The following is a 2,649-nucleotide window of genomic DNA, read 5'->3' as shown; positions in this document are numbered from 1 at the left end:
CCGAGGACGCCTGCCCCGCCGGGACGGCCTCGCTGCTGGTCCTGCCGCTGGCCGCCCGGGGCCGCCTGATCGGGCTGCTCACCCTCGGCCGCACCGCCGCCGGCCCGGCCTTCACCCCGGACGAGGCCGCCCTGCTCGGGGACCTCGCCGCCCGCGCTGCCACCGCCCTCGACAACGCCCGCCGCTTCGCCCGTTCCCAGGGCATCGCCCTGGAACTCCAACGGGCCCTGCTCAGCGAGCCCGGCAACCCGCACCAGAATCTCTCCCTCGCCTCCCGCTACCTGCCCTCCGGGAGCACCTCGGTGGTCGGCGGCGACTGGTTCGAGACCGTCCGGCTGCCGTTCGGGCGCACCCTGCTGGCGATGGGCGACGTCATGGGGCACGGGGTCGAGGCCGCCGTCGACATGAGCCACTACCGCTCCGCGCTGCGCGACCTCGCCGGGATGGACCTGCCCCCGCACCGGATCCTGCGTCAGCTCGACAGCATCATCTCGGCCGACGACTCCGCCCGCCCGGCGACCTGCCTGCTGGCCCTCGCCGACCCGGGCCGCGGCCGCTGGACCCTCTCCAGCGCGGGCCACCTGCCGCCCGCCCTGATCGCCTCCGGCCGCCCGACCGAGCTGCTGCGCGTCCCCACCGGCCCGCCGCTCGGCACCGGCCTCGGCGGCTACGAGCCGACCACCCACCCGCTCCTGTCGGACGAGACCCTGCTGCTCTACACCGACGGCCTGGTCGAACGCCGGGGCGAGGACATCGACGTCTCCCTGGAGCGGCTCGCGGCCCTGAGTCTGCCCGCCACCGGGGACCTCGACGACCTGCTCGACGCCGTCCTCCACTCCCTCGTGCCGCCCCCGGCCCCGGTCGCCGAGGACGACATCGCGCTCCTGGTCGCCCGGCCCCGGCAGCGCTGACGGGGGCCCGGCGCACCCGCGTGCGGCACGCTCCGGCACCGGGGGCGGCTGCCCAGGTCCGCGTGCCCGCCCTGCCGGGGCTCCCCCTGAACTCACACCTTGGGCTCACACCTCGGGCTCACACCTTCGCCAGCGCCCGCTGTACGTCCGCCCAGATGTCCTCCGGGTGCTCGATGCCCACCGACACCCGCACCGTTCCCGGGCCGATGCCCGCCGCCGTCAGCTCCTCGTCCGACAGCTGCCGGTGGGAGGTGCTGGCCGGGTGCAGCACCAGGGTGTGCACGTCGCCCAGGGACGGGGCCAGCGAGGCGAGCCGGACGGACTCGGTGAACGTTCCGGCCGCCTCGCGGCCGCCGGCCAGGTCGAAGGCCAGGACGCCGCCGTGCCCGTCGGGGAGCAGGCGGCGGGCGAGGTCGTGGTCGGGGTGGGTGGGCAGGCCCGGGTAGTGGACGGCGGTGACCGCGGCGTGGGCGGCGAGCCGGCCGGCCAGGTCGAGCGCGGTGTCGCACTGGCGACGGACCCTCAGGGCGAGGGTCTGCATGCCGCGCAGGGTCAGCCAGGCGGCGAACGGGTCGGCGGAGGCGCCGAGTTCGAGCGAGCGCCGCCAGACGCGGTGGTGCAGCTCCGGGTCGGCGAAGACGGCGATCCCGCCGAGGACGTCCGAGTGGCCGCCGAGGTACTTGGTCACGGAGTGGACCACGATGTCCGCGCCGTGCTCGATCGGGCGACACAGCAGCGGGGTCGCGAAGGTGTTGTCCACCACGCTCACCACCCCGGCCCGCTTGGCGACGGCGATCAGCCCGGGCAGGTCGGTGACCCGGGTGGTGGGGTTGGAGACGGTCTCCAGGAGCAGCACCCGGGTGTCCGGCCGCAGCGCGGCCGCCACCCCGGCGGGGTCGTCGCCGCTCACGTAGGTGACCTCGACTCCCCAGCGCTCGGTGAGGTCGGTCAGCGCGCCGACGGTGCCGCCGTACAGGCTGCGCTGGGCGATCACGTGGTCGCCGGCGCGCAGCAGGGCGAGCAGCGCGGTGTTGATCGCGCCCATGCCGGAGGCGGTGGCGAGGGCGCCGGTGCCGCCCTCCAGTCCGGCGACGGCCTGCTCCAGCGAGCGGACGGTGGGGTTGCCGAAGCGGTTGTAGAAGAAGGCGCCGTACGGTCCGCCGTGTGCCTCGGCGAGGGCGTCGCCGGTGTCGAAGGCGAACAGGTGGCCCTGGTGCAGCGGCACGCCCAGCGGACGGCTGCCCGTGACCTCGGCGAGCGGAGGGTGGACGACCCGGCTCTCGGCGCGCAGCTCGTCGTTCTCACGGGGGGTCGTGTGCGGGGCCCCATCGGGGTGGAAGTCGTTCATGGCGCTCATCCTCGGGCGGCCCCGGCACCCCGGCCAGGGCCAATCACCGTCAAGTGGCCCGCCCCGGGCGGTCGTTCCGGCCCCACCGCCCGGAAGGCGGCGGCGAACGCCCGGGTCGCGGCCGTGCGCGGCAGGCGCCGGCGGCCTACGGCTGCGAACGGCTACTTGCGACGGCTGAAGATCCGCTTGGCGGCGTAGATGATCCCGACGATCAGCAGCACGAAGAACAGGATGATCAGGATGATCACGACCAGCAGGAACTTGCCCAGCTTGGCGAAGAAGCCCTTCTTCTTCTCGTCCTTGGCCGCGAGGTGTGCGGCGTCGGCGGCGGACGCGGCGCGCGCCTCGGTGCGGACCTCCCGGTCGGCGTCCGCGGCGGCCGGGCCCGCG

Annotated in this window: 3 protein-coding genes; 1 reads left to right on the top strand and 2 read right to left on the bottom strand. The window is 75.3% G+C overall.

Going from position 1 to position 2,649, the window contains the following annotated elements; translation table 11 throughout:
• A partial coding sequence (locus KS423_RS43135; RefSeq protein WP_224285154.1) for a PP2C family protein-serine/threonine phosphatase occupies window positions 1-911 on the top strand: 911 nt, incomplete at its 5' end.
• Between the two features lie 118 nt (window positions 912-1,029).
• Here the strand turns inward: KS423_RS43135 and KS423_RS43130 are convergent.
• Window positions 1,030-2,259, bottom strand: coding sequence for a PLP-dependent aspartate aminotransferase family protein (locus KS423_RS43130; protein ID WP_224285153.1), 1,230 nt, complete (start codon window positions 2,257-2,259; stop codon window positions 1,030-1,032).
• A gap of 161 nt (window positions 2,260-2,420) precedes the next feature.
• On the bottom strand, window positions 2,421-2,649 hold a 229-nt coding region (locus KS423_RS43125; RefSeq protein WP_374120159.1), incomplete at its 5' end, for a hypothetical protein.

This window comes from Streptomyces sp. LS1784, assembly GCF_020103755.1.
Classification (GTDB): Bacteria; Actinomycetota; Actinomycetes; order Streptomycetales; family Streptomycetaceae; genus Kitasatospora.
This window is presented reverse-complemented; position numbering and strand designations above follow the sequence as displayed.

What these genes read in the sequence shown, in the direction of transcription:
- KS423_RS43130 (WP_224285153.1), bottom strand. Translation starts at nt 2,259, where the DNA reads ATGAACGACTTCCACCCCGATGGGGCCCCGCACACGACCCCCCGTGAG.